The organism is Mycolicibacterium sp. XJ662, assembly GCF_053484035.1.
The window spans coordinates 49,959-74,455 of sequence record NZ_JBEFTL010000015.1 but is presented as its reverse complement, the minus strand read 5'-3'; the positions used below and the strand labels follow the sequence as shown (position 1 = coordinate 74,455).

Here is a 24,497-nt window from a genome sequence, read left to right as displayed (position 1 = left end):
AAGGCCACGCCTCACGTTTCATCTGCCTAACGTTCAAATAGCCGAGATTTCCCGGAACTCGCGAGCGAGGTGTCATGAGGGCGTTGCGATTGATGAACTGGAAGTCCGAACCCGAACTCGTCGAGGTACCCAAGCCGACTCCCGGACCGGGACAGGTGGTCGTGAGGATCGGCGGTGCCGGGGCGTGTCACTCCGACCTGCACCTCATGCACGATTTCGACGCGAACATGATGCCGTGGCAGCTGCCGTTCACCTTGGGTCACGAGAACGCCGGGTGGGTCGACGCAGTCGGCGACGGCGTCAGCACCCTCAGCGAAGGTGACGCCGTCGCGGTGTACGGCGCGTGGGGCTGCGGCAAGTGCGAGCGATGCCGGCACGGCATCGAGAACTATTGCGAGAACCCCGCAGCGGCTCCGGTCATCGGCGGCGGCGGAGGGCTCGGTCTTGACGGCGGGATGGCGGAGTACCTGTTGGTACCGGCTGCGCGGCTTTTGATCCCGCTGCCGGACGGTCTCGACCCGGCGACCGCCGCACCGCTGACCGACGCCGGACTGACCCCCTACCATGCGATCCGCCGATCGTGGCCGAAGATGACGCCGACGTCGACCGTCGTCGTGATCGGCGTCGGCGGCCTCGGCCATGTGGCGCTGCAGCTCGTGAAGACGACGACGGCGGCCAAGGTCATCGCCGTCGACAACCGCACGGAGGCCCTCGACCTCGCGACGCAGATCGGCGCCGACCACACCGTGATGTCGGATGCCACCGCGGCGGACGCGATCAAGGACCTGACCGCGGGCGGCGGCGCCGACGTGTTGCTGGACTTCGTCGGCACTGAGGCGACGATCGAGCTGGCGCGCGCGGCCGCCCGACCGCTCGGTGATGTCACCCTCGTCGGCATCGCCGGCGGCTCGGTGCCGTTCTCGTTCTTCTCCCAGCCCTACGAGGTCAGCATGCAGACGACCTACTGGGGCACCCGTCGCGAACTCGCCGAGCTGCTCGAACTGGCCGCCCGGGGACGTGTCCACGTCGAGACGAGCACATACTCACTCGACGATGCCCCGCGCGCGTACCGCGACCTCCAGGAGGGCAGGGTGCGCGGTCGCGCGGTCGTCGTTCCTTGAGAAACACTGCGGCTCAGCGTGTCTCGGCGGCTGCCTTGATCGCCGCCAGCGTCGCGGGGATACCCGTCCGCGCCGCATCACGGCGCTTCTGGACCTCGGTGTCGGCCTGCTCACCGAACCGCTCGTGAAAACCAGCGATCCCCTTGGGCAGGAACTCCCACGACTCGGTCAGTCGGGTGCCTCCGTCCTCGGGTTCGAAGGTGTAGCCCCAGTACACCCAGCCGTCGTTGACCTCCCACGCGAACTTGCGGCCCGGATCGGCGGCCACAACCTGCGAGCGGGTTTCCCACGTCCGCTCCGACGTCTCGTTGCGACCGGTGAACCACGCGCCGACCCGCGGGCCCGCTCCGTCGTCCCACCAGCACGCACGGCATACCGGGCTCCACTCGCCCATCCTGGTCACGTCCGACACCATCTCGTACAACTCGTCGGGCGGCACGGCCACAAAGATCGACTCCGACATCTGCAGATCGGTCATCGCTCGAGTGTGCCAAAGGGCTAGGTTGTAACACGTTCTATCACCGTCGAAAGGGCAACTGTATGAGCAACGGGCGTTCCGCCAGGAAGGCGCTGATCATCGGTGCGGCCTCGGGGATCGGGTGGGCCAGCGCCAAAGCCCTTGCCGCCGACGGCGCTCACGTCACGATCGCCGACCGCAACATCGACGGCGCCCGGCAGTGCGCCGCCGAACTGGGCGATCCGCACACCGCCGCGCACGTCGAGGTCACCGACGAAGCCTCCGTGCAGGCGTTGTTCGACCAGACCGGCCCGCTCGACGTCGTCGTCAACTGCGCGGGCTTCTCCAACGTCGGGATGATCACCGACATGCCCGTCGAGGACTTCCGCGCCGTGATCGACGTCTGCCTCAACGGCGCGTTCATCGTCGCCAAACACGCGGGCCGCACCCTGGGCGAAGGTGGGGTGCTGCTGTCGATCAGCTCGCTGAACGCCCGCCAACCCGCCGCCGGGATGAGCGCCTACTGCGCGGCCAAAGCCGGGCTGTCGATGCTCACCCAGGTCGCGGCGCTCGAACTCGGCCCGCGCGGCATCCGCGTCAACGCCGTGGCGCCCGGGTTCGTGCACACCCCGCTGACGGCACCGGCCGCCGCGGTGCCCGGCGTCGTCGAGGAGTACGTGGAGAACACCGCGCTCGGCCGCGCGGGCACGCCCGAAGACATCGCCGAAGCGGTGCGCTATCTCTGCTCACCGGCGTCGTCCTGGTTGACCGGCGAGGTGCTCGACCTCAACGGCGGCGCCCACATGAAGCGGTACCCGGACGTGATGGGCCACGTGATGAAGCTTGCCGCGCAATGAGTTTCGACGACAAGCAGGCGATCGTCACCGGCGCCGGATCCGGTATCGGCGCGGCGCTGTGCCGGGCGTTGACCAGCGCGGGCGCCCACGTGCTGTGCACCGACATCGACGGTGACGCGGCCGAACGCACGGCCGCGGGCCTGGGGCCGCGGGCACGGGCGTCGCGTCTCGACGTCACCGACGCAGCGGCGGTACAGGCCGCCGTCGACCACGTCGCGCACCGGGCCGGGCGGCTGGATCTGATGTTCAACAACGCCGGAATCGTGTGGGGCGGTGACAGCGAACTGCTGACGCTCGAGCAGTGGAACGCGATCATCGACGTCAACATTCGCGGCGTGGTGCACGGGGTCGCGGCCGCTTATCCCCTGATGGTGCGCCAAGGGCACGGCCACATCGTCAACACCGCGTCGATGGCCGGGTTGACCGCGGCCGGACAGGTCACCAGCTACGTGATGACCAAACACGCGGTGGTGGGGCTGTCGCTGGCGCTGCGCAGCGAGGCCGCCGCCCGCGGGGTCGGTGTCCTCGCGGTCTGCCCGGCTGCGGTGGAGACCCCGATCCTCGACAAGGGCGCAGTCGGCGGTTTCGTCGGCCGCGACTACTTCCTACAAGCCCAGGGCGGCAAGCCCTATGACGCCGACCGGTTGGCCCGCGACATCCTGCGCGCCGTGCAGAAGAACAAGCCGCTGTTGGTCAAACCCCGTATCGCCCACGCGCAGTGGATGTTCGCGCGGTTGGCGCCTGCCCTGATGAACCGGGTGTCGATGCGGTTCATCGCATCGCAGCGCGCCCGCCAGCGTGCCGACACCTGAACTCCCGCCAATCCGGTCGAGGTGCCCGTAGTCTGAGCACGCCGATGACGACCGACGAATTCAGCACCACCCAGAAACGGGCCCTGGCCGTGGTCACCGTGATCGCGTTGCTGGTCGGGGTCTACTTCCTGCGTGGGTTCTTCGTGCTGATCGTCGTGGCGGCGGTGTTCGCCTACCTGTTCACCCCGCTTTACGAGCGCTTGCAGCGACGGCTCAGCGTCGGGATGTCGGCGACGCTGACATTGATTGCGGCGCTGCTGATCGTCGCCATCCCACTCGCCGGGATCGTGTTCCTGGCGATCGTGCAGATCTCCCACATGGTCAACGCGGTCAGCGGCTGGGTGGCGCAGACCGACATGTCCACGTTGGGCGACCGAACCCTGCAGCTGATCAACGAAACCGCCGACCGGATACCGTTTCTCGACATCAACGTGACCCCCGACTCGCTGCGTCAGGCGATCGTCACGGTCGCCCAACGGGTAGGCGAATGGCTGCTGCAGGTGCTGCAGGGAGCGGCGGGCAGCGTGGTCGCCGCGATCGCGGCGGCGATCATCTTCCTGTACGTGTTCATCTCGCTGCTGGTCAACCGCGAGAAGATCCGCATCCTGATCGCCCGCCTCAACCCGCTGGGCGAGGAGATCACCGATCTGTACCTGGCCAAGACGGGCGCCATGGTGCGCGGAACGGTCAAGGGCCAGTTCGTGATCGCGTTGTGTCAGGGGGTCTCCGGGGCGGGCTCGATCTACATCGCCGGCTTTCACGACGGCTTCTTCATCTTCGCGATCCTGTTGACCGCGCTCTCGGTCATCCCGCTCGGCGGCGGCATCGTGACCATCCCGTTCGGGATCGGAATGATGTTCTTCGGCAACATCATCGGCGGGGCGTTCGTGGTGATCTTCCACCTGGTGGTGGTCACCAACATCGACAACTTCCTGCGCCCGATCCTGGTGCCCAAAGAAGCCCGGCTCGACCCCGCGCTGATGCTGCTGGCGGTGTTCTCCGGAATCGCGCTGTGGGGGTTTTGGGGCATCGTCATCGGCCCGGTGCTGATGATCATCATCGTCACCACGATCAGCGTCTACCTGTCGGTCTACAAAGGCGTGCCGATCGCCCGACCCGACGATGACGACGACGAGAAACCGCGCCCTCCCAAACTGTTCAGCCGGCTCGCGGAGCGTCTCAAACGGGACCGCACACCGGCCCCCAAAGCGACTAAGTCAACCGCCGAGTGAGAAATTCGACGACACGCTCGCGGGCCTCATAGGCCGGGTGCCCGTCGGCCTCGCGCACCTCTTCGGTGAGCACCGAGTGCGCCATCTTCGCGAACCCGTGTTCGTTGCCCTTCTTCGAGTCGATCTCGATGACCTCGAACGCATCGCCCAGCCGGGCTTTGAGCGTCTTGAACCGCTCCGCAGGCACCAGCGGGTCCTCGCTGAACCGCAAACCCATCGCGCACAGCCCCTCGGTCGCGGCGCGCTGTTCGACGATCCGCAGCTCGGCCTCCGACAGGCCTGGGTCGCGCCGCTGCTTCGGGGTCAGCGGCAGCGGCAGCGACGGCTGGCTCAGCACCGGGGCCAGCACGCTGTCCTCGACCGCCGCCGCCAGCGCGAAGCCACCGGTGAAGCACTGCCCGATCACGCCGACACCCTTGCCCGGCGTCTTCTCGTTGAGGTCGCGGGCCAGCGCACGAAGGTAGTGGGCCACCGGCCGGTCGGCGTTGGTGGCGAAGGCGGCGAACTCCCGCGCCACGCATCCGCGCGCCAGCACACCCACCATGCCGGGCCGCACGGCCGCCGCGCCCGGGGTACCGAACAGTGACGGCGCGGCGACGGTGAAACCGTTGTCCACCAGATGGTTTCCCAATGCCAGCACGCCCGGGTGCAGTCCGGGCATCTCCGGGATCAGCACCACACCGGGGCCGTCGCCCTTGCGGTAGACGTCGTAGGTGAGCCCCGCGGCGGAGAACGGGGCGGCGACCCAGCCCGCCAGGTCGGCTTCAGGAGCGGCGTCGGCTGTCATGGCTTCCCATCCGTCACTTGGCGGGCAGTGGCGCGGCGCTCTGCGTCGCCGCGGCCAGCGTACGGAACTCGGCCTCGCTTCCGGCGCCCGTTATCGCAATCTGCGCGGGCCCGACCGGGCCCGTTAACCGCGTCGTCCACACCGGCTCGGCGGGTTTGTCGTCGCCTTCACCGCCCTCGTACACCACCCAGCTGACGCCCTCGACGTCCTCGACGCCGATCGGGTGGGTATCGGTGTTGATCGAGGAGACCAGCTTGGCCTCGTCGGCGTTGCTCTGCGTCAGGCTGACGTACATGCCGCTGGGCGCGAGGTAGCCGACGACCGAACCGACCGCGCGCACCGGTTGATCGGTCACCGGGTCCGTGCGGCCCGCCTCGATGCTCTTGCGGCTTCCGGAGTTGGACTGCCAGCCGTCGGGCAACTGCGGCATGCGGATGGGGATATCGAGCGCGTCGGCGTCGGCCTGCAGGGCCGCAGGCGCGTCGTACGACGGGATCGTTACCTCGCCGGATCCGCCCACCTGAAACGAGCACATCCCCAGCAACCCGGCCAGCACGATGCAGGCCAGCACCAACGGGGCGATCGACCAGAACATGTCGCGACCGTCCTGCAGAACCCGGGGCTTCTGCGGCTTGGGCGCCGGTGGTGGCTGCGTGCTCATAGCCGCCAGTATCCCAGCTGCCACAGGACGCGCCGATAATGGGACAATCTGGCCCATGACGCCCGCTCGTGGAGAAGCCCCAGACCGAAACCTTGCCCTTGAGCTCGTGCGAGTGACCGAGGCAGGCGCGATGGCGGCCGGCCGCTGGGTCGGCCGTGGTGACAAGGAGGGCGGCGACGGCGCCGCCGTGGACGCCATGCGTGAGCTTGTCAACTCGGTGTCGATGCGCGGGATCGTGGTGATCGGTGAGGGCGAGAAGGACAACGCCCCGATGCTCTACAACGGCGAGGAGGTCGGTAACGGCGACGGCCCGCACTGCGACTTCGCCGTCGACCCGATCGACGGCACCACGCTGATGAGCAAGGGGCTGGCCAACGCGATCTCGGTGCTGGCGGTCTCCGAGCGGGGCACGATGTTCGACCCGTCGGCGGTGTTCTACATGAACAAGATCGCCGTCGGCCCCGACGCCGTCGATGCCATCGACATCACCGCCCCGATCGGTGAGAACATCCGCCGCGTCGCCAAGGCCAAGAACGTCTCGGTGTCGGACTTGACCGTGTGCATCCTGGACCGTCCCCGCCACGAACAGCTGATCGCCGACGTGCGCGACGCGGGCGCCCGGTGCCGGCTGATCACCGACGGTGACGTGGCCGGGGCCATCTCCACGTGCCGCTCCACCACCAGCACCGACATGCTCGCCGGAATCGGCGGCACCCCGGAAGGCATCATCGCCGCGGCGGCGATCCGCTGCATGGGCGGTGCGATCCAGGGCCAGCTGGCACCCCGCGACGACGAGGAACGTCAGAAGGCCATCGACCGCGGTTACGACCTCGACCAGGTGCTGACCAGCGAGGACCTGGTGTCCGGCGACAACATCTTCTTCGCCGCGACCGGCGTGACCGACGGCGACCTGCTCAAGGGCGTGCACTTCTACAGCGGCGGCTGCACGACGCAGTCGATCGTGATGCGCTCCAAGTCCGGCACGGTTCGCATGGTGGAGGCCTATCACCGGCTGTCCAAGCTCAACGAGTACTCCGCGATCAACTTCACCGGCGATTCCAGCGCCATCCGACCGCTGCCGTAACGACAACTAGCGAGGAACATCAACATGAGCGTCGAGAACGACGTGCAGTACCGCATCGAGCACGACACCATGGGCGAGGTCCGGGTGCCCGTCGACGCGCTGTGGCGGGCCCAGACGCAGCGGGCGGTGGAGAACTTCCCGATCTCCGGGCGCGGCCTGGAGCGCACCCAGATCCGGGCGCTCGGCCTGCTCAAGGGCGCCTGCGCGCAGGTGAACAAGGACCTGGGGCTGCTGGCGGCCGACAAGGCCGACGCGATCATCGCCGCGGCGAACGAGATCGCCGACGGCCGCCACGACGACCAGTTCCCCATCGACGTGTTCCAAACCGGTTCGGGCACAAGCTCGAACATGAATACCAACGAGGTGATCGCCAGCATCGCCTCGCGCAACGGGGTGACCGTTCACCCCAACGACGACGTGAACATGTCGCAGTCGTCCAACGACACCTTTCCCACCGCGACGCACATCGCCGCCACCGAAGCCGCTGTGCGCCACCTGGTCCCGGCGCTGGAGGTGCTGCACGAGTCGCTGGCCGGCAAGGCGCGGCAGTGGCGCACCGTGGTCAAGTCCGGTCGCACCCACTTGATGGACGCCGTTCCGGTGACGCTGGGCCAGGAGTTCGGCGGATATGCCCGCCAGATCGAGGCGGGCATCGAGCGGGTCAAGGCCACCCTGCCGCGGCTGGGTGAGCTGGCCATCGGCGGCACCGCGGTCGGCACCGGGCTCAACGCGCCCGACGACTTCGACGAGCGCGTCGTCGCGGTGCTGACCCAGCAGACCGGGCTGGCCGAACTGCGCGTTGCCGCCGACCATTTCGAGGCTCAGGCAGCACGCGACGGGCTGGTCGAGGCCTCCGGCGCGCTGCGCACCATCGCCGTCTCGCTGACCAAGATCGCCAACGACATCCGGTGGATGGGCTCGGGGCCGCTGACCGGTCTCGGCGAGATCCAGCTGCCGGATCTGCAGCCAGGTAGCTCGATCATGCCGGGCAAGGTCAACCCCGTCATCCCTGAGGCCGTCACCCAGGTGGCCGCGCAGGTCATCGGCAACGACGCCGCGGTCGCGTTCGGCGGCGCGTCCGGCGCATTCGAACTCAACGTCTACATCCCGATGATGGCGCGCAACCTGCTCGAGTCGTTCAAGATCCTGACGAACTCCTCAAAGCTGTTCGCCGAGAGGTGTATCGACGGCCTGGTCGCCAACGAGGACCGGCTGCGCGAGCTCGCCGAGTCGTCGCCGTCGATCGTGACGCCGCTGAACTCCGCGATCGGTTATGAAGAGGCCGCCGCGGTCGCCAAGCAGGCTCTGAAGGAGAAGAAGACGATCCGGCAGACGGTCATCGACCGCGGTCTGATCGGCGACAAGCTCTCCATGGAGGAACTCGACAAGCGCCTCGATGTGCTGGCGATGTCCAAAGTCAAGGACGGCGACCGGTAGCTGTCAGCGTGGGACCAACGGCCCTGCACAATCCGCGCCCACCCGCATAGGGTTGGTGGGGATGCGAGACCGAGTCGAAAGGTAGCGGCATGTCGGAGCCCACCACCAAGTACGGAATTCTGGTCGCCGTCGACGGATCACCGGAATCACAGGCTGCCGTCCGGTGGGCGGCCCGCGAGGCCGCCACGCGTGACATCAACGTCACGTTGATGCACGTCATCGCCCCGGTCGAGGTGACGTGGCCCGTCACCTACCTGCAGTCGAGCTTCGACGAGTACCAGGAAGAAAACGGCGCGCAGGTCATCGAGCAAGCGCAGAAGATCTTCTCGGAAAGCGTCGGCACCGCTGAAGCACCGCCGGTGCGCACCACGATCGAACACGGGGCGATCGCATCGACGCTGATCACCGCGAGCGGCGACGCCTCGATGGTGGTCGCGGGCACCCGCGGCATGGGCGCACTGGGGCGCGCGCTTCTGGGCTCGGTCAGCAGCGGTCTGCTCAACTACGCGCAGTGCCCGGTCGCGATCATCCCCAGCGAAGCCCAAACCCCTGCTCCCTCAGCCCCTGTCCTGCTCGGTGTCGACGAATCGCCGGCCTCGGACGGAGCGGTTGCGCTGGCGTTCGACGAAGCGTCCCGTCGCGGCGTGGAGTTGGTGGCCCTGCACGCTTGGAGCGATAACCGGATCTTTCCGATCGTCGGCTTGGACTGGCAGAAGTACGAGGAAGAAGGCCACAAGGTGCTCGCCGAACGGCTGGCGGGTTGGCAGGAGCAGCATCCCAACGTGCAGGTGCGCCGCCGTCTGGTCGCGGACCAGCCGGCGCGCTGGTTGCTCGACGAGTCCAACCACGCTCAGCTTGTCGTGGTAGGCAGTCGCGGTCGCGGCGGCTTCAAGGGCATGCTGCTGGGTTCGGTCGCCTCAAAGGTGGCTCAAGGGTCCAAGGTTCCGGTCATCGTCGTACGCGGACGATAGAAGCGACCCCGAATGTCTGACAGCACACGACCGGTGGTCGTCGGGGTCGACGGATCGGCGGAGGCCACCAACGCCGCGATCTGGGCGGCGGCCGTAGCGGAGAAGTTCGGCGCGCCGCTTCACATCGTGCACGCCACACCGGACACCGGACGCCTGTTCTCCGACGCGGCTGCGGCCGTACGCGCTTCGCTGATGGCCGAACAGCAGAAGTCGGCCCAGGCGGCCCTCGAGTCGGTCGAGGAGGCGGTGCGCACCCGCTGCGCCAAGCTCACCGTCAAGGCCGGACGGTTCGATGAATCGGCGTCGAAGGTGTTGACCGACCTGAGCAAACAGGCCCGCCTCATCGTCCTCGGCAGCAAAGAGATATCCCCCCGCGCTGCCCTGCTACTCGGTTCGACAACCGTTGCGGTTACCACACATTCGTCGTGTCCCGTTGTCACCTGGCGTGGTGAGATCACCGCGCCGACGGATCAGCCGATCGTGCTGGGCGTGGAACCCGAACGCACAGGTGCCGCCGCGTTTCGGACCGCGTTCGAATTCGCCGACCGGTTCGGCGTACCCGTGCACGCCATCAACGCCTGGCCGGGGCGCCGCATCCTCGGCGGGATCGAGATCCCCGCGCTGATCGACTGGGGCGCCGTCGAGGCGGCGCAATGGCAATACGTGATGGGCGCGGTGGAGCCGTGGAGCCAGAAGTACCCCTCCGTCGAGGTCAGATACTTCGTCGACGCGGCCGGGGCCGGTTCCGCGCTGCTGAACTACGCCGCCGACGCACAGTTGGTGGTCGTCGGCAGCCGCGGCCGCGGTCTCCTGGCCGGCGCGCTGTTGGGCTCGACGAGCCTGAACATGCTGCACCACAGCCCGGTTCCGGTGCTGGTGTGCCACAACGCGAACCCCTGATGGAGCTCACGCGTGAAGGGCGACACCACCTTTGGGCATGGCGGCGATCATCGGGGTGTCCACCCCCACGGGGCCCAGCCGGGCAGCCCCGCCCGGCGACCCCAGCGGGCCGTCGCGCCCGGGCAGCGTTTGGCTGAAGAACGCGGCGTTGTCGGCCAGATGCTGCAGCTGATCCTCGGGCAGATCGGTTTCGTAGTAGATCGCGTCCGCTTCGCAGGCCAGCTTGCAGGCACCACAATCCACACATTCGTCGGGGTTGATGTAGAGCACCCTGGCGCCTTCGTAGATGCAGTCCGCCGGACACTCCTGGACGCAGGCTTTGTGCATCACATCCACACACGCTGCACTGATCACGTAGGTCATGGCGGTGACGCTACGCGCGAAGACCGGTCCGCTCGCCTGCCGAAGGCCACCGAACCGTGGGACCAAGGTCCCTACCGGGCGGCGGCCACCGATGCACACACGATGCCGGCCGCCTCGGCGACGGACTCGGCCAGCGGGCGGCCGGTGTCGACGCGGTGCGCGTCGGGCCAGTCGTCGACCGAACGTGCCAGCCTGGCAGCGATCTCGGGGGTGGCGTCCGAGCTTGTCGCACCGCGGTTCTCGATCCTGGCGGCGGCGGCCGGCAACGGCAGTGCGCAGCACAGTTCCACGAGCGGCGCATGGGTTTCTGCCGCCAGCGTGCGGGCGCATTCGCGGTGGTGCGCATCACGCCATGTCGCGTCACAGATCACCGATTGACCGCCGCGAAGGAACTTCCGCGCGCGCTGCAGCACGGCGTCGTAGACGGCCGCGACGTTCTGCGCACAGTAGAGCCCAGCGTCGGCCTCGCCGGCCTTTCCGGTGATGACCCCGCCGGCTTGCAGTTCGCGGCGCACATCGTCGGTCGAGATCACCTGCGCGCCAACCCGTTCGGCAAGCGCACGCGACAACGTGGTCTTACCTGTGCCCGGGCCGCCGCCGACGGTGATCAGCCGCACCGTGGCGGCGGCCAGATGGTCCAGAGCGATGTCCATATGGCGTTGGGCGTCGGCAGCGGCTTCGAGGTGGCTTTGTTTTACCCGCACGCAGTCGACCTTGCCGCGCACCACCGCCCGGTAGGCGATGTAGAAGTCGATCAGCGTTCGCGGCGCGGTTTCGCCTGCGGCGCGGCCGTATTGATCCAAGAAGTATTCCGCCAAGTCCTTGCGGCCGAGGAACTCCAGGTCCATCGCGAGGAAGGCGGCGTCGTCGAGGCCGTCGACATAGCGCAGCTTGTCGTCGAACTCGAGGCAGTCCAGCAGCACCGGACCTTCGGGCATGCAGAAGCAGTCGTCGGCGAGCAGATCGGCATGGCCGTCGACGATGCGGCGTTCGGCGATACGCTGAGCGAACAACGCGTCGCGGCCCGAGATGAACTGCGCGGCAAGGCGCCACACTTCGTCGATGGTTTCGCGCCCCAGCACCGCCTGGTCGTACAGCGCGTCGATGTTGTCGCGCCAGCGCGCGGCCACGGCATCGGCCGTCGCGCAGGCGTCGATCGATTCGCCGCGGGCCGCGCGGGCGTGAAACGACGCCAACGTCTCGGCGATCGACGCCAGGTTCGCTTCTACCGGGCTGCCGTCCTTTACCAGAGACGTCAGCCGGTAGGCGTCCGGATAGCGGCGCATCACGATCACCGGTTCGGGCGGCTCGCCGTCGACGCCGCTGAAATGGGCCAATCCGAGGTAGCTGTCGGGTGCGAGCCGACTGTTGAGCTCGATCTCGTGCGCGCAGGCCGCCTCGCGAAGCTGCGGCGTGCTGAAGTCGAGGAAATCGGTGACGACGGCCTTTTTCGCCTTGTAGGCCCTGTCCCCGAGCAGCATCACCAACCCGGTGTGGGTCTCGTGCACCTCTGCGGACAGGTTGCCGGGCGTCGTCCAAGACATACCCCCATCTTGCAGGTCGCCCGTGCGGGCGCGCAGTGGCCGTCCGGCCCTGCGGGCCGAGGCCCAAAGGCCCTATCGGCGGTGTGCGTGCGCGACGAGACTGGGGGCCGGAGCGCAAGTGGAGGCCGGAGATGACGCATCCCGCGGTGGATTCCGCAGCAATCGCCCATGCCGTGCAGTTGGCGTGCCGCGCGCCGTCGTTGCACAACAGCCAGCCGTGGCGGTGGGTGGCCGACGACAGCGGCCTGCATCTCTACGCCGATGCGACGCGCAACGTTCGCAGCACCGACACGTCCGGCCGCGAGACGCTGCTGAGCTGCGGCGTGGTTCTCGACCACCTCCGCGTGGCGATGTCGGCCGCCGGGTGGGTGACCACGGTGAGCCGGTTTCCCGACGCGAACAACCCTCTGCATCTGGCGGCCATCGACTTGGCTCCGATGGACTTCGTGACCGACGGTCACCGCCGCCGCGCCAACGCCATCCTGTTGCGGCGCACCGATCGCCTGCCGTTCGCCGCACCTGCGGACTGGGATTCCTTTGAGCCGCACCTGCGCAACGTCGCGGACGGCGACGCGGTGCGTCTGCACGTGATAGCCGACGATCTGCGTCCGCAGCTGGCCGCGGCGTCGAAGCTCACCGAAGCGCTACGCCGATACGACGAGCACTACCACGTCGAGTTACAGTGGTGGACAGCAGGGTTCGAGATCTCCGATGGCATACCGCACAGCTCGTTGCTTTCGGCGTCGGAGGCCCACCGAGTCGACGTCGCGCGGGTGTTCCCCTTGACCCAACACCGCGATCGACGCGAACATGTCGAGCGGGATCGGTCGAAGATCGTGGCGCTGTCCACGGACGACGAATCCCGCGAGAGCGTGTTGCGCTGCGGTGAGCGGCTCTCAGCCGTGCTGCTCGAGGCCACGACGGCAGGCCTGGCCACCTGCACGTTGACCCACGTCACCGAGCACCCCGAGAGCCGGCAGCTGCTCGCCGAGCTGATCGGTCACGACGCCACGCCCCAGGTTCTCGTCCGCATCGGCCTGGCCCCCTCGATCGAAGACGTGCCGCCGCCGACCCCGCGGCGGCCGGTTCGTGAAGTGCTGGAGTTTCGTCGCCGCGCAGAGTGAGGTGCCGCCGCAATGCGGGGTTGGGCATTCGCGACAGACGAAACGCCGATACGCTCAGGCAGCACTACACCGACACGCACACCTGTAACCGCCCGAGAGTTCGTCCGTATGCCCGCGTATCTGGCCCACCGCCCCGCCGAGGAGGCGACGGTGGCGGAGTTCCTGGATTCGGCGTCCAGCACGCCGTCGGCGCTGTTGATCGAGGGCGATGCGGGCATCGGTAAGACCACGTTGTGGCTGGCAGCCGCCGAAAGTGCGCGCCACCGCGGGTTTCGGGTGATGTCGACCGACGCGACCGAAGCGGAGTCGGTGCTGGCCTACACCGCGCTGGCCGACCTGCTCGCCGACGTGGACCCCGCGATCTGGTCATACTTGCCTGGACCGCAGCATGCCGCGGTCGATCACATCCTGTCCGGGACGAAAGGCTCCGCTGCGGCAACCGATCAGCGTGCGGTCGCAGCGGCGTTCCTGTCGATTGTCGAGAGGTTGAGCGAGGACGGCCCGCTGTTGTTGGCCATCGACGACCTGCCGTGGCTGGACCCCTCCAGCGCGTACGTGATCGCCTACACCGCAAGGCGGCTGACCGGCCCGGTGGGGCTGATCGCCACGATCCGCACCGATCCCGACGCCGGCGACGCCGCATCGTGGCTACAGCTGCCCCGGCCCGACGCGGTCCGTCGGATTACGTTGGGACCTTTGTCGTCCCAGGCGCTTCATCAGGTGCTGTCACAAAGCGTCGATCGACCGCTGCCACGCTCGACGTTCACGCGCATACAGCAAGTTTCGGGTGGAAACCCGTTCTACGCCATCGAATTGGCCCGCACCATCGACGAGAACACCGGCACCGAGCTTCCCGACACGTTGGCGGAGCTGGTGCGCGTTCGGCTCAGCGGCCTCGACGCCGAAACCCACGACACACTGCTGGCCGTCGCCTCGCTGGCCACGCCGACCGTCGAGCGGGTGCTCGCCGCGTGCGACACCGATCGCGACCGGTTGGTCGAACTGCTCGAGGCCGCCGAACACCAAGACATCATCGCCATCGAGGGCCACCGGATCCGGTTCACCCACCCGCTGCTGGCCGCCGGTGTGTACTCCGACGCCTCACCGGCGCGGCGCCGATCCATGCACCGCCGCCTGGCCGACGTCGCCGTCGAACCCGAACTGCGGGCGCGGCACCTGGCCTTGGCGGTGACCAATGGCGATGCCGAGACGCTGCAGGCGTTGGACGACGCCGCCGCCTCAGCACACGCCCGCGGTGCGCCCGCGGCCGCGGCCGAACTTCTCAACCTCGCGATCGGTCTCGGTGGCGACACCCCGCAGCGTCGAATGCTGTTGGCCACCCACACGTTCGACGCCGGCGACCCGGTCCGAGCCCGCACCCTGCTGGAGCAGTCCATCGCGGACATGGAACCGGGGCCGCTACGCGCGCAGGCCCGGCGCGCGTTGGCGTTCGTGCGGTTCATGGCCGACGGCTACGTCGAGGGACGCAATCTGTTGGCGCGCGCGCTGGACGAAGACTCACCCGACGGTCCGCTTCGGGTCAGCATCTTGATTGCGCTGGCCTACGCGCAGTACATGACCGGCCAGTTCGAAGCCGCGTGGCGGCTCGGCCAAGAGGCCGTGTCACACGCCGAACCGCTCGGCGACCCCGCGCTGCTCAGCCAGGCCTTGGGCGTGCGCGCCACCCTGCAGTTTTTCGGTGGCGGCGGTATCGACGAGGCCAGCCTGCAGCGCGCGCTCGAGCTCGAGGACCACGACTCCTTCACCCCGACCATGCTTCGCCCCAGCGTCGAACACGCGCTGATCCTGGCCTGCAGCGGCGACCTGGACTCCTCGTATGAACAGCTGCGGGCCGTCGAGCGACGCTGCATCGACCGGGGTGAGGAAGGTGAGCTGATCTTCGTCAACTTCTACGTCGTGGTGAACCGGATCTGGCGCGCGGACTTCGCCGAGGCCAAGCGGCTGTCCCAGGACGTCACAGCGCTGGCCCGCCAACTCGGCGGCGACTTCCCCACGATGCTGAGCCTGCTGCTCAAGGCGTGGCTGGCGGTCTATGACGGTGCCGAGGACGAGGCCCGCCCCGTCATCGCCGACGCGATCGACGTCTGCAAGCTCAGCGGCACCGCGTGGCACGAAGACCAGGCCAGAACCGCTCTAGGGCTGCTGGAGCTGTCGCTGGGCCACCACGAAGCCGCAGTGACCGCGCTGGAGCCGCTGATGGCGCGGCACGCCCCGAACTCCACGGAGATGTCGGCGGCGGCGTACCTGCCCGACGCGGTGGAGGCACTGGTCGCGTCGGGGCGGGTGGCCCAGGCCGAACCGTTCGTCGACGATCTGCAACGCAACGGACACCGGCTGGACCGCGCCTGGATGCTGGCGATGGGTGGGCGCTGCCGGGCGCTGGTGCTGGCCGCCCAAGGTGACCTGACCGGCGCCGTCGCCGCCGCACATCAGGCGATCGACCATCACGACCGCCTTGCGATGCCGTTCGAGCGGGCGCGCACACAGCTCGTGCTCGGCACGCTTCAGGCGCGTGCGCGGCAGCGGGAGGCGCCGGCGTCACTGCACCAGGCGCTGACGGCCTTCGAGCGGCTCGGCGCCCCGTTGTGGGCGGCTCGCGCGCGGGCCCAGTTGCCCGGCGGCGTCGAGGCACCACAGAAGCGCCGCGACCTGACGGCTGTCGAGCGCCGGGTGGCCGAGCTGGCCGCCTCCGGCATGACGAACCGCGCCGTTGCCGCGGAGCTGTCGCTGAGCGCCAAAACCGTCGAAGCGACGCTGGCGCGGGCATATCGCAAGCTGGAAATCCGGTCGCGCGCCGAGCTCGGCCGGGTGATGGCGACCGCCGCCGATGACATTGCACCGAACAATTGGTGATCCGCGCGGTTTGCTGAGATTCTCTTTGGTATGGCCACCGGCGATGTGGGGACCCATCCCGCGCACAAGCGCGCGATCGATGAGTTCTTGGCGGCCACCGCCGTCGGCCCTTCGGCCCTGCTGATCGAGGGCGAGGCGGGCATCGGCAAGACCACGCTCTGGTTGGCAGCGGTGGAGCAGGCACAGGCGCGGGGCTTTCGGGTGCTGTCCGCACGCGCGGCAGAAGCGGAGTCGGTGCTCGCGTACACGGCGCTGGCCGACCTGCTCGACGAGGTCGACGCCGGCGCCTGGGCCGATCTGCCGGACCCGCAGCTGCTCGCGGTCGATCAGGTGCTGCTGCGCGCGGACAACGACGCGGTCACCGACCAGCGCGCGGTGGCGGCGGCGTTTCTGTCGGTGATCGAACGGCTCGGCGACGAGGGCCCGGTGTTGCTGGCGATCGACGACCTGCAGTGGGTGGACCCGTCCAGCATGCACGTCATCGCGTTCGCCGCGCGCCGGCTCATGGGCCCGGCGGGAATTCTGGCCTCCGTGCGCACCGACCCGGGCGACGGTGCCGGCGCGGGATGGCTGCAATTGCCGCGACCGGAGGCGCTCAAGCGCATTCGGCTGCACCCGTTGAGCGTTCAGGACCTTCACACGGCGGTGACAGCTCGGCTGCGAAAACCGTTCTCCCGCCCGATAATCGGGCAGATCCACCAGATGTCGGGCGGTAACCCGTTCTACGCGATCGAACTTGCCCGCGCGATCGACGACCGGCCGACCAGCATCGGCACCGCGCTGCCGCGGACGCTCACCGACGTCGTGCGCAGCCGGATCGGCACCCTCGAACCCGACGTGCACGACGCGTTGCTTGCGGCGTCGTGCATGGCGTTCCCGACCGTCGAATCGGTCTCGAGTGCGACGGTCAGCGACGACGACCGGGCGGTCGAGCTGCTCGAAGTCGCTGAGAACAAAGGCATTATCGCCATCGACGGCAACCGGATCCAGTTCGCCCATCCCCTGTTGGCCAGCGGCGTGTACAGCCAGACCGCCCCGGGCCGGCGCCGCCAGATGCACCGGCGGCTCGCCGAGATCGTCGACGAACCCGAACTGCGGGCCAGGCATCTGGCACTGGCCGCCACCAGCGGCGACCAGGTCACCCTCGACGCACTGGATGCGGCGGCCGAATCCGCTCGGATCCGCGGCGCGCCCGCCGCCGCAGCCGAACTGGTGGATCTGGCGATCGGCCTCGGCGGTGACACCCCCGACCGTCGGCTCCGCAGCGCGCTGCACCATTTCGACGCCGGCGACCACCGCCGGGCGGCGGCCGTGCTCGCAGAGACCGTGGACCAGTTGCCCTCCGGTGATCTGCGCGCAGAGACGTTGAGCCGCTTGGCCGTGGTGCGCCTCTACAGTGAGGGGTTCATCGTTGCGGCCCCGTTGCTGCGGGAGGCGCTCGACCATGCCGTCGAAGACAGCCCCCTGCGGGTGCAGCTGCTGGTTACCTTGGCGTACTGCCTGTTTCACAACAACCACGTCGAAGAGGGTGTGCACACCGCCGACGAGGCGGTGGCTCTCGGAGAGCGGCTGGGTCAACCGCACCTGCTGAGCATCGCGCTGGGGATGCGTTCGATCCTCTTGTTCACCGCGGGCCGCGGACTCGACGAGCAATCCATCCGCAGGGCGTTGGAACTCGAGGACACCGAAGCGTTGACGCCGCTGGTGTTTCGGCCCAGCGTCCAGCACGCCCTGCTGTTGCACTGGACCAACCAGTTCGACCTCGCCGATCAGAAGCTCGAGGCGATCCGGTCTCGTTGCCTGGAGAAAGGCGAGGAGGGCGAACACGTCTTCATCGCTCAGCACGCGGTGATGAACTCGCTGTGGCGTGGCGACTTGGTCAACGCCAACCTGGTCGCCGAGGACACCCTGGAGATCGCCCGTCAGCTCGGCGGAAACACACCGCGCTTCCTGGCGCAGAGCCTGCGCGCGCAACTGGCGGCATACGCAGGACACGAGACCGAGGCCCGCCGGGCGATCGCCGATGCACTCGAAAGTGCCCGGAGCTCAGGGACTTCCCGGCTATCGGAGCGGGTGCTGGGCGCGCTGGCGTTCCTGGAGCTGTCGCTGGCCAACCATGACGCGGCGCTGGCGGCGGTGGCGCCGTTGCTGGCGACCTTCGATCCGGCTTCGACGTCGACGGAGCTGCCCAACGCGGCGTACCTGCCCGACGCGATCGAGGCGCTGGTGCAGACGGGCCGTCCGGAGAAGGCCGAACCGTTGATCGATGCCCTCGAACGCAACGGGCAGCGGCTGGACCGGCCCTGGATGCTTGCCGTCGGCGCGCGCTCGCGGGGCATGCTGCTCGCGGCGTACGGAGATCTCGACGGCGCGCACGCGGCGGCGCTGCGCGCGATGACCGCACACGAGCGGTTGCCGATGCCGTTCGAACGCGCCCGCACCCTGCTTCTGCTGGGCCAGATCGAACGCAGGCAACGCAGGAAGGAGGCGGCGTCGACGCGTCTGCAGGAAGCCTTCGATATCTTCGAGCGGCTGCACGTTCCGCTGTGGGCCGACCGGGCGCGCTCGGAGTTGGTGCGGGCCAGCGTCGGCCCCCGCCAGAGCGGTCAGCTCACCCCGTCCGAACAGCGGGTCGCCGAGCTGGCCGCCTCCGGAATGAAGAACCGCGACGTGGCCGCCGCGCTGTTCATCAGCCCCAAGACCGTCGAAGCGAACCTGGCCCGCGTCTACCGCAAGCTGGGCATCAAATCACGCGCCGAGCTGGGCCGCCACGTCGGGCGCACCGAGGCGTAGGGAAACCCCCTATTTCCCAGCGCGCCAGCACCAATTAGCGTCGAGCGCTGGACCGATCGATTGACTTTCAGGAGTATCCGGTGCTCGTTGATCACGCCTCCGCCGCCTCACCCGCTTATCCCTGTGCCCTGGTGACCACGGGTACTTGGCAGCCCGCGCTGGGTACCGGGTTCGCGGCGCTGGGCCTGGCGGCGCTGCTCGACCTGTCGCGCGCCGACCCGGTCGATCGGGTGATGGCCCTCGGCGGCGCGGCGGCCGCGGGCTGGTACCTGGTACGCGGCTACGGCTCCACCAACCGCATCAGGGCAGGGCGCCGGGGCTGATCTCCTCGAGCATCTCGGTAACCAATGCCGCGATCGGTGAACGCTCGCTGCGCAACAGCGTGATGTGGGCGAACAACGGGTGACCCTTGAGCTTTTCGATCACCGCGGCCACCCCGTCGTGGCGGCCGACCCGCAAGTTGTCGCGTTGGGCCACATCGTGGGTGAGCACCACCCGCGACCCGGTTCCGAGCCGCGACAGCACGGTGAGAAGCACGTTGCGCTCCAACGACTGGGCCTCGTCGACAATGACGAACGAGTCGTGCAGCGAACGTCCCCGGATGTGGGTCAGCGGCAGCACCTCGAGCATGCCGCGGGCCAGTACCTCCTCCAGCACCGCGGGACTGGCCAGGCCCTCGAGGGTGTCGAACACGGCCTGCGCCCACGGGCCCATCTTGTCGCTCTCGCTGCCCGGCAGGTAGCCGAGGTTCTGCCCGCCCACGGCATACAACGGCCGGAACACCACGACCTTGCGTTGGGTGCGACGTTCCAGCACCGCCTCCAGCCCGGCGCACAGCGCCAGCGCGGATTTGCCGGTGCCGGCCTTACCGCCCAGCGAGACGATGCCGACCGACTCGTCGAGCAACAGGTCCAGCGCCACCCGCTGTTCGGCGGAGCGCCCGCGCAACCCGAACGCCTCGCGATCGCCGCGCACCAACTGCACCCGCTTTTCGGCGTTGACCCGGCCCAGCGCGTGCGAGGTGCCACCGAGCAACCGAACACCGGTGTGGCACGGCAGATTACGGGCGTCCTCGAGGTCGACCTCGCCGTCGGCGAACAGCATGTCGATGTCCTCGGGCGCGACGTCGAGTTCGTCCATGCCCGTCCAGCCCGAAGTGATGACGTCCTGGGCGTGGTACTCGTCGGCGGACAATCCGACGGCACCGGCCTTGACCCGCAACGGAATGTCCTTGCTGACCAGGGTCACCGCTTTACCTTCGGCCGCGAGGTTGGCGGCCACGGTCAGGATCCGCGCGTCGTTGCTGTCGGTGCGGAACCCGGCGGGCAGCACCGAGGGATCGCTGTGGTTGAGCTCGACGTGCAGCGTACCGCCTTGTGTGCCAACGGGAATCGGCTGATCGAGCCGTCCGTGTTCGAGGCGCAGATCGTCGAACATCCGCAGTGCCTGGCGGGCGAACCAGCCCAGCTCGTGATGATGACGCTTGGCTTCCAGTTCGCTGATGACCACCAGCGGAACAACGACCTCGTGTTCGGCGAACCGGGTTGCCGCCCACGGATCGGACAGCAGCACAGAGGTGTCGAGCACATAGCTCCGGATGACCGAATCAGTCACGTAGCGCTCCTCGAGCTCGCGCGGCCCCACACGAACACGTCGGCGGACGCTGCGGTACGAGGACCGGGGCCGGTCCTCTCGTCGTTGTAACGATCGGTACCGCCCGGATAGCAGAGCACGTCGCTAGCCATCGAAGCCGACGCTACTCCGGTCGCGACATTCCCGCCGCGCAGGCGCGCCGTAGCTGCGGGTTACGCGGTGGCGAACTGCGCAAGGCGCGGTTCGTCGGCCAGCCCCCACGCGGCGATGCGGTCGGTGACGACCTGGCGCAGGTCGTCGGGCCCGAAGATGCCTGCCTCGGCGACATGCGCGACTTTGTCGGCGTAGGCGTCGATGTCCCCGCCGACGACGTCGAGGTCGGCGGCGCGGTTGGCGATCGCCTCGACGGTCTCGTCGCGGTGCGTGGTCAGCAGGTGGGAGACGAGGTTGGCGAAGAACTCCTCGTGGCGCTCCTCGTCCCTGGCGATCCGCCCGATCAGGTTCTTGAGCACCGGCTCGGAGATCTGCGCTTCGAGGTGGCGGCAGAACACCGCGTGCGCGCGTTCGAAGAACGCCATGAACACCAGCCGCTCGACCTGGCTGTAGGTGTCGGCGCGGTAGCCCTTCATCACGTGCTCGACGCGCACGTCTTCGTTGGCGGCCGGGTCGATCTCGCGGGTGACGACGAGGTAGTTGCGCAGCGCGATCGCGTGCAGGTGCTCCTCGGCGGTCCAGCGGCCGATCCAGCGGCCCCACTTCTCCTCGAGGATGAAGCTGAAGACGAACTCGCGGTGGAAGCTGGCCAGGTTGTCCTTGGTGATCAGCAGGATCTCCAGCGCATCGGTGACGTTCTTGGGCAGCGTCACCTGCGACGGGTCCCAGTCCCGGCCACCGAGGAAGGCGAAGTTCTCGCCCTGCTCGAACGGCACATAGTCATGCGCGTACCAGAGGTCCTCGGAGTCGATGTGGCGGCGCAGCTCCTGCTGCACGACCGGTTCGAGCTCGGTGATCAGCGCGTTTGGTACAGGTTTCTGTGCCATGAAAGTAACTGTAACCCGAGTTCACACATTCCGAAAAACCAACCCGCCGAAAGGGGCGCCCCGCCAGCTACAGCGTCAGGCCCGGATACAGCGGGTTGGCCTCCAGCAACTCGGCAGCGGCGGAGTGCACCCGCTCGGCGGTGCCGTCGGCCAGCTTGTACTTGGCTTTTGAGGGACCCGACGAGGCGGCGGCGGGCTCGGTGTTGGTCAGCACGTCGACGACGAGTTCGGCGACGCGATCGAATTCGGCCGCACCGAACCCGCGCGTCGTCAGCGCCGGGGTGCCGAACCGGATGCCGCTGGTGTACCACGCGCCGTTGGGGTCGGCCGGAATCGAGTTGCGGTTGGTGACCACACCGGAATCCAGCAGCGCGGACTCGGCCTGGCGTCCGGTCAGCCCGAACGACGTCACGTCGAGCAGCACGATGTGGTTGTCGGTCCCGCCGGTGACCAGCCGGGCCCCGCGCTTGAGGAACCCGTCGGCCAGCGCCTTGGCGTTGTCGGCGACGCGCTGGGCGTAGGTCTGGAACGCGGGTTGGCGCGCCTCGGCCAGCGCGACGGCCTTGGCGGCCATCACGTGAGAAAGCGGGCCGCCCAACACCATCGGGCATCCCTTGTCGACGGCATCGGAGTACTCCGGTTGCGCGAGCACCATCCCGCCGCGCGGTCCGCGCAGCGACTTGTGCGTCGTCGTGGTGGTGACGTGCGCGTGCGGCACGGGGTCCTCGTCGCCGGTGAACACCTTGCCCGCCACGAGGCCGGCGAAGTGCGCCATGTCGACCATCAGCGTCGCGCCGACCTCGTCGGCGATCTCGCGCAGCTTGGCGAAGTTGACCCGCCGCGGGTACGCCGAGTACCCGCCCACCAGGATCAGCGGTTTGAACTCCCGCGCGGCGGCCGCCAGCGCGTCGTAGTCCAGCAGCCCGGTCTCGGGGTCGGTGCCGTAGCTGCGCTGGTGAAACATCTTGCCGGAGATGTTGGGCCGGAATCCGTGCGTGAGATGGCCGCCGGCGTCCAGCGACATGCCGAGCAGACGCTGGTTACCGAGCTTGTTGCGCAGCCCCTCCCAGTCCGCCTCCGACAGGTCGTTGACGTGCTTGACGCCGAACTCGGCCAGCGCCGGGGCCTCGACCCGGGTGGCCAGGATCGCCCAGAACGCGACCAGGTTGGCGTCGATCCCCGAGTGCGGCTGGACGTAGGCGTACGGCGCGCCGAACAGCTCTCGGGCGTGCTCGGCGGCAACGCTTTCGACGGTGTCGACGTTCTGACAGCCCGCGTAGAACCGGTGCCCGATGGTGCCCTCGGCGTACTTGTCGGACAGCCAACTGCCCATCGTCAACAGCACCGCCGGTGAGGCATAGTTTTCGCTGGCGATCAGCTTCAGCGAATCTCGTTGGTCGGCAAGCTCTTTGCGTGTCGCGGCGGCGATGCGGGGCTCGACGGACTCGATGACCTGCAGCGCTGCCCGGTAGGCCTGGCTGGCGGTCTCGGCGTACTCCGCACCTGGAGCAGCAGCGTGGGTGGTCACGGGGTCTGCAGTCATGGGGTTCAGCGTAGTGCCCGTGCGCTGGGCGCCGAGTGTGGGATTAACGCACGTCTTCGACGCCCCCGGCGTGCGGGTAACCCACGTTCGGCACCAAGGGGCGGCTAAGCGGCTCGTAAAGCCGAGGGGATCAGCGGTTCGTCGAGCAGCCTGCCGAACCGCTCGGTCAGCCCGACGCCGGCCGGGCGGTCGTCCAACCAGCCGCGTAGCAGCCGGTAACCCTCCACATAGGTGCTGGTGTAGGCGCGCCACAGCGGCGACGACAGAAACCGCAGCATCTGGCGCGCCCGCTCGTCGTTGATCAGCAGCCACCGCTTGAGGAAGGCGACGACGTCGTCGACGTCGCGGCGCTCGTCGTGCAGCATCAGCGCCGCGTCCTGGCGCACATCAGCTAGCAGATGCGCAGCGTCGGACACCGCCTGCGCGCGTTCCCCGTCGAACCGCAGGCCCAAATCGGCGTAGATCTCGGCGGCCCAACTCCCCCAGTTCGGTCCGATCGCGGCGTAGAGCGCGAGATCGGCGAGGCCCTCGGCCATCAGGCACTGCGGGGTGTTGACCAGAAAGATCGTCTGCTCCTGCTGGCCCTTGCCCTCGACGAGGCCGGCCTCCTTGCGGCAGTGCTCGGTGTGGTGGCCGGGATAGGACTCGTGGGCCACCAGTCGCGGCAAGTTGGCCATCTGCTGTTTGAGGTCGGCGTTGACGGCGACGGTGGAGCGGTAGTCGCCGAGGTAGTAGTTGAACCCCGCCCACGGTTTGTCGGTCACCACCTCGTAGGTGATGGTTTCGGTCTCGGGCAGCGGATATTCGGCGCGCACCCGGTCGCGCAGCGCGCTGGAAAACGCGTGGATGCACTCCTCGAGGCGCTCCGGCGCGATCTCCTCACCGGCGCGGTAGGCCGCCATCCGCTCGGCCAGCGGCCCGTCACCGCCCAGCGCCTCGTCGAGCCCGCGGTGCGCCTGGCGGTACCGATCCTCGTCGCCCTTGGCGATGCGCACGTCGAAGTAGGCCTCGACCTCGTCGACGAACCCGACGTCGTGGCCTGCGAACTTGCGCCCGGCACAGGCCAGCGCGCGCAGGTGGGCGGCGACGAAATCGGCGCGCGCCGGATCCAGCCCCGCAGGCAGCTCGGCCTGCAGTCGCTCGGCCTGACGGGCCAGCTCAGCGGGGTCGGGCGGGGGTTCGGCGGCCACCGCGCGGCGCAGCTCCTGGTCGCCGGTGAAGGCGTCGACGTACCCGGCTTCGACCCGGTCGAAGCGCAAACCGAGCAGCAAGTACTCCCGTATCACGGTGCTGGAGTCCATGGC

At 68.4% G+C, this 24,497-nt stretch carries 21 protein-coding genes; 12 read left to right on the top strand and 9 right to left on the bottom strand.

All coding sequences use genetic code 11. The features are described from left to right. Nucleotides 1–74: 74 nt before the first annotated feature. Entirely contained in the window at nucleotides 75–1,121 is a 1,047-nt protein-coding gene (locus ABQE93_RS25930) for an NAD(P)-dependent alcohol dehydrogenase (protein ID WP_448411670.1), read from the top strand. 13 nt (nucleotides 1,122–1,134) lie between these two features. Here ABQE93_RS25930 and ABQE93_RS25925 read toward each other — a convergent pair whose 3' ends face one another. Further along, complete coding sequence (locus ABQE93_RS25925; protein ID WP_448411671.1) at nucleotides 1,135–1,599, bottom strand: SRPBCC family protein; 465 nt, start codon at nucleotides 1,597–1,599, stop codon at nucleotides 1,135–1,137. 62 nt (nucleotides 1,600–1,661) lie between these two features. Between ABQE93_RS25925 and ABQE93_RS25920 the strand changes: the two genes are divergently transcribed. Genes ABQE93_RS25920 through ABQE93_RS25910 form a run of 3 tightly spaced genes read left to right on the top strand, consistent with a single transcriptional unit; the run spans nucleotide 1,662 to nucleotide 4,479 of the window. Beyond that, on the top strand, nucleotides 1,662–2,435 hold the full coding sequence (locus ABQE93_RS25920; RefSeq protein WP_448411673.1) for an SDR family NAD(P)-dependent oxidoreductase: 774 nt from the start codon (nucleotides 1,662–1,664) through the stop codon (nucleotides 2,433–2,435). Further along, nucleotides 2,432–3,247: an SDR family oxidoreductase gene (locus ABQE93_RS25915; protein WP_448411675.1), complete on the top strand. Its 816-nt coding sequence runs from the start codon at nucleotides 2,432–2,434 to the stop codon at nucleotides 3,245–3,247. The genes ABQE93_RS25920 and ABQE93_RS25915 overlap by 4 nt, the downstream gene beginning before the upstream one ends. Nucleotides 3,248–3,291: 44 nt before the next feature. Beyond that, on the top strand, nucleotides 3,292–4,479 hold the full coding sequence (locus ABQE93_RS25910; protein WP_448411677.1) for an AI-2E family transporter: 1,188 nt from the start codon (nucleotides 3,292–3,294) through the stop codon (nucleotides 4,477–4,479). On the opposite strand, the gene ABQE93_RS25905 is transcribed toward ABQE93_RS25910, so the two are convergent. Next, nucleotides 4,460–5,266, bottom strand: coding sequence for a dienelactone hydrolase family protein (locus ABQE93_RS25905; protein WP_448411678.1), 807 nt, complete (start codon nucleotides 5,264–5,266; stop codon nucleotides 4,460–4,462). The two genes, ABQE93_RS25910 and ABQE93_RS25905, sit on opposite strands and share 20 nt — an antisense overlap. Nucleotides 5,267–5,279: 13 nt before the next feature. After that, a complete protein-coding gene (locus ABQE93_RS25900; RefSeq protein ID WP_448411680.1) occupies nucleotides 5,280–5,927 on the bottom strand; it encodes a DUF4245 domain-containing protein in 648 nt (215 codons plus the stop codon). A 55-nt stretch (nucleotides 5,928–5,982) separates the two neighbouring features. On the opposite strand from ABQE93_RS25900, the gene glpX reads away from it, so the two are divergent. The 4 genes from glpX to ABQE93_RS25880 all read left to right on the top strand — a co-directional run bounded on the left by glpX (nucleotide 5,983) and on the right by ABQE93_RS25880 (nucleotide 10,319). After that, a complete protein-coding gene (gene glpX / locus ABQE93_RS25895) occupies nucleotides 5,983–7,011 on the top strand; it encodes a class II fructose-bisphosphatase (protein WP_448411682.1) in 1,029 nt (342 codons plus the stop codon). A gap of 24 nt (nucleotides 7,012–7,035) precedes the next feature. Beyond that, a complete protein-coding gene (locus ABQE93_RS25890) occupies nucleotides 7,036–8,448 on the top strand; it encodes a class II fumarate hydratase (protein ID WP_448411683.1) in 1,413 nt (470 codons plus the stop codon). 89 nt (nucleotides 8,449–8,537) lie between these two features. Beyond that, nucleotides 8,538–9,419 carry a universal stress protein gene (locus ABQE93_RS25885; protein WP_448411685.1) on the top strand — a complete coding sequence of 294 codons (882 nt, stop codon included), beginning with the start codon at nucleotides 8,538–8,540 and terminating at the stop codon, nucleotides 9,417–9,419. A 12-nt stretch (nucleotides 9,420–9,431) separates the two neighbouring features. Then, nucleotides 9,432–10,319, top strand: a complete 888-nt coding sequence (locus ABQE93_RS25880) for a universal stress protein (protein WP_448411686.1) — start codon at nucleotides 9,432–9,434, stop codon at nucleotides 10,317–10,319. A gap of 6 nt (nucleotides 10,320–10,325) precedes the next feature. Here ABQE93_RS25880 and fdxA read toward each other — a convergent pair whose 3' ends face one another. Then, on the bottom strand, nucleotides 10,326–10,682 hold the full coding sequence (gene fdxA, locus ABQE93_RS25875) for a ferredoxin (protein WP_448411688.1): 357 nt from the start codon (nucleotides 10,680–10,682) through the stop codon (nucleotides 10,326–10,328). A gap of 71 nt (nucleotides 10,683–10,753) precedes the next feature. Then, on the bottom strand, nucleotides 10,754–12,226 hold the full coding sequence (locus ABQE93_RS25870; protein WP_448411690.1) for a bifunctional aminoglycoside phosphotransferase/ATP-binding protein: 1,473 nt from the start codon (nucleotides 12,224–12,226) through the stop codon (nucleotides 10,754–10,756). Nucleotides 12,227–12,357: 131 nt separating this feature from the next. On the opposite strand from ABQE93_RS25870, the gene ABQE93_RS25865 reads away from it, so the two are divergent. The 4 genes from ABQE93_RS25865 (at nucleotide 12,358) to ABQE93_RS25850 (ending at nucleotide 19,340) form a co-directional block, all read left to right on the top strand. Beyond that, nucleotides 12,358–13,350 (top strand): Acg family FMN-binding oxidoreductase, encoded by a 993-nt coding sequence (locus tag ABQE93_RS25865; protein ID WP_448411692.1) that lies wholly within the window; start codon nucleotides 12,358–12,360, stop codon nucleotides 13,348–13,350. Nucleotides 13,351–13,458: 108 nt separating this feature from the next. Next, nucleotides 13,459–16,224 carry an AAA family ATPase gene (locus ABQE93_RS25860; RefSeq protein WP_448411693.1) on the top strand — a complete coding sequence of 922 codons (2,766 nt, stop codon included), beginning with the start codon at nucleotides 13,459–13,461 and terminating at the stop codon, nucleotides 16,222–16,224. A 30-nt stretch (nucleotides 16,225–16,254) separates the two neighbouring features. Beyond that, nucleotides 16,255–19,017, top strand: coding sequence for an ATP-binding protein (locus tag ABQE93_RS25855; RefSeq protein ID WP_448411695.1), 2,763 nt, complete (start codon nucleotides 16,255–16,257; stop codon nucleotides 19,015–19,017). 131 nt (nucleotides 19,018–19,148) lie between these two features. Beyond that, entirely contained in the window at nucleotides 19,149–19,340 is a 192-nt protein-coding gene (locus tag ABQE93_RS25850; protein WP_448411697.1) for a hypothetical protein, read from the top strand. Here the strand turns inward: ABQE93_RS25850 and ABQE93_RS25845 are convergent. From ABQE93_RS25845 to ABQE93_RS25830, 4 genes are all read right to left on the bottom strand, one after another. Then, a complete protein-coding gene (locus ABQE93_RS25845) occupies nucleotides 19,318–20,631 on the bottom strand; it encodes an RNA 5'-3' helicase PhoH2 (protein ID WP_448411699.1) in 1,314 nt (437 codons plus the stop codon). The genes ABQE93_RS25850 and ABQE93_RS25845 overlap by 23 nt on opposite strands. A 191-nt stretch (nucleotides 20,632–20,822) precedes the next feature. After that, complete coding sequence (locus ABQE93_RS25840; protein ID WP_448411701.1) at nucleotides 20,823–21,650, bottom strand: acyl-ACP desaturase; 828 nt, start codon at nucleotides 21,648–21,650, stop codon at nucleotides 20,823–20,825. 67 nt (nucleotides 21,651–21,717) lie between these two features. Then, nucleotides 21,718–23,193 carry a glycine hydroxymethyltransferase gene (locus ABQE93_RS25835; RefSeq protein ID WP_448411703.1) on the bottom strand — a complete coding sequence of 492 codons (1,476 nt, stop codon included), beginning with the start codon at nucleotides 23,191–23,193 and terminating at the stop codon, nucleotides 21,718–21,720. Between the two features lie 104 nt (nucleotides 23,194–23,297). After that, on the bottom strand, nucleotides 23,298–24,494 hold the full coding sequence (locus ABQE93_RS25830) for a DUF885 domain-containing protein (protein ID WP_448411704.1): 1,197 nt from the start codon (nucleotides 24,492–24,494) through the stop codon (nucleotides 23,298–23,300). Nucleotides 24,495–24,497: the final 3 nt, after the last annotated feature.